Consider the following 2,673-nt stretch of genomic DNA (forward strand, 5'->3'; position numbering starts at 1 on the left):
GCGTCTCCGCCGACCGGCTCGGACGCTTCCGGCGCCGGCTCCGGCGCCGGGGGCGGCTCCACGGCGGGCGGCGCGGCCGGCTCGTCGCCGGGGCCGGCCGGCACCACGGCGCCCGGCGCGTCCGGCACGTCGTCGCCGCCGTCGCTGCGCAGCAGGAACTCGCTGCGGGCCACGTTCCAGTGCTGAGCCAGCCAGCTCCGCTTCGGCGGGTTGATCGAGAAGTAGTCGTCGTGGCCGCAGTCCAAGCGGTTCTCGTGCTTCTTCGGGCACATCGTGCTGCGGCCCGACCGGCCACTGCACAGCAGGTCGTGGTCGTCGGTGCAGTCGCCCACGCCGGACGCCCGCGGGGAGCCGCGCAGCATCGCCCCGAGCGCGTGGGTCACCTGGTGCGCGGCCATCGACGCCGACCAGCAGCCCGAGTCCACGCGGGCGAACGCCGGGCCGCCGTTGTTGCGGTTGCCCGCGCCCGGCCGGTCGTCCGGCACGAACGTGCTGATCCCGCAGTACACGTTGGCGTCGGCGAAGATCAGGTACTTGCGGTCGGTGCGGTCGTAGCCGAGCGTGCGGAGCGCGTCGATCGACTTGCGGAACGACGCCAGCCCGTCGCGCGGCACCTGCACCTCGGCGACGTCCACCCGGCACGACGGTGTGGTCACGTATCGGATGTGCCGGGAACCGCCGGTCTCCGCGGCCGAGGCGTCGTAGATCGCGTCCACCCCGGCGGCCCAGACCCGGATCGACCCGGCGAAATCGGTGAACCGGCTCGGTGTGCCGTACGCGTGCAGGTACATCACCTGCACGCGCTTGCCGGTGCGGCCGTCGCCCTCGCAGGCCACGCCGTGGTTGCCCATCACGAAGTCGGCGTCGCCGGGCGCCGCGTCCGGCAGCAGGGCCGGCTTGCCCGCGGTCAGCAGGCTGCCACCCTCGTCGCGGACGAGCTCGGCGTCCGGCGGGACCCGGTCGGCCTCGCGGGCCGGCGCCCGCGGCTCGGGCGATCGGCTGGTCACCGGCGCGACGTCGCGGGCCACCTTGAGACCGGGCGGGGTGAGCTCGGGGCCGTGCGTGCAGGTCAGCTCGTCGATCTCGTACGCGCCCGCGCACAGCGAGTCCTTCGCCGCCGGGATCAGGTCGCCGTAGACCAGGCCCTCGGCCGGCGCGTCCGCCGGCAGCCCGGCCGGCCGGAACCGCTGCGCGTCCGTCGCGCTCCCGCCGAAGAAGCTGCCGTCCACCACGGACGGCCCGGCGACCGCGCCGAGGCCCAGCAGGAAGACGCACAGTGCCACCGGGAACACCCGGAGCGCCCGGCGCCGGCCGCCCGCGCGGCGCTTCGGCGCGGCGCGGCGGATCCCGTCACGCGGAGCCGCAGGACCGCGCGACGCCGACCGTCGGTGCGCGGGCAAGACGACTCCTCGGGGGGCGGGTGCGCGGTGGGAGGGGGTCATGGGGTTACCGCCTCCCACCGCGCGTGAGCTTCGCCGGCCCAGGTTGCGGGGACGATCTGCGGGGTTCGGGCCGGGAAGCCGGATGGGATCGGAGTGAAGAGTGCCAGCCCCGGAGCGCCAGGGGAACGGCCTTAATACAGATCTAAGCAATTGTTGTACCGTCTGGAGTATTTCGCCCGCCAGGTGCGATTTCCCCCTTGGGACGGGGTCCTCTCAGTTCGATCAATGCGGCCTGCGCCTCCGGATCGGATCACGTTCACGAGCCAGTCTTCCTACCAGACCGAACCGGCTCGCCTGCTTCGGGGGCGCGTCCGCGTCGGCGAACAGCATCACCACGCTGGCCCCGCCCATCGCCGCCCGGTCCAGACTGACCGAGCCGCCCGTGGACTGGGCCGCGCGGCGGGCGATGTCCAGGCCGAGACCCGTCGATCCCTGGTTGCTCTCGCCACGTTTCATCGCCCGCTCGGGGTCCGGGATGCCCGGCCCGGCGTCGTCCACCCGGACCGCGACCCAGCCGTCCCGTCGCGAGATCGCGACCTCGAAGGCGGTGCCCTGCGGCGTGTAGCGGAAGACGTTGCCGAGCACCGCGTCCAGCGCGGCGGCAAGCTCGGCGCGGGCCACCTGGACCGGGGTGCGCAGATGCGCGCCGACCACCCGGTGCTGCCGGTCCTGGTCGCCGGCCAGCGCGGCCCAGAAGACCATGCGCTCGCGGACCACCTCGGCGGCGTCGCACACGCCCATCTCCGGGGTGGCCGCGACCTGCGCCGCCACCGCCTTGCGGGTGGTGTTGATGAGCTGGTCGACCTCGTCCTCCAGCGCGACGATGGCCTGCCGGATGCGCCGGATGCCGCGCCGCCGGTCGAGCTCGGCCGCCGAATACTCGCCGATGTGGGTGTCGTCGGGGTCCAGCGCCTCGGCGTCGAGCCGCAGCACGGTCAGCGGGGTGCGCAGCCGGTGCGACAGGTCGGCGACCATCTCCCGCTCGCTGGTCCGCGAGGTGATCAGGCGGTCGGCCATCCGGTTGAACGCGTACCCGGCCTCGGCCAGCTCGCGCGGGCCGGAGGGCTGGATCCGCACGCCCAGGTCGCCGCCGCCGATCGCGAGCGCCGCCTGCACCAGGTTGCGCGCCGAGTTGACCGCGCCGCGGGCCAGCCGGTCGACCACGATCACCGAGCCGGCCACCAGGAACAGCGCGATGCCCAGCAGCAGCCAGAGGTCGCGGGCGGTGCCG

Annotated in this window: 1 protein-coding gene and 1 pseudogene; both read right to left on the reverse strand. The window is 74.4% G+C overall.

What is annotated here, in order from left to right; translation table 11 throughout:
- Positions 1 to 1,400 (reverse strand): annotated as a pseudogene (locus tag AB0M20_RS36880) (hypothetical protein); the annotation flags it as partial.
- Between the two features lie 264 nt (positions 1,401 to 1,664).
- On the reverse strand, positions 1,665 to 2,673 hold a 1,009-nt coding region (locus tag AB0M20_RS36885), incomplete at its 5' end, for a HAMP domain-containing sensor histidine kinase (protein ID WP_364305354.1).

It is taken from the genome of Actinoplanes sp. NPDC051633 (genome assembly GCF_040681735.1).
Taxonomy (GTDB): domain Bacteria; phylum Actinomycetota; class Actinomycetes; order Mycobacteriales; family Micromonosporaceae; genus Actinoplanes.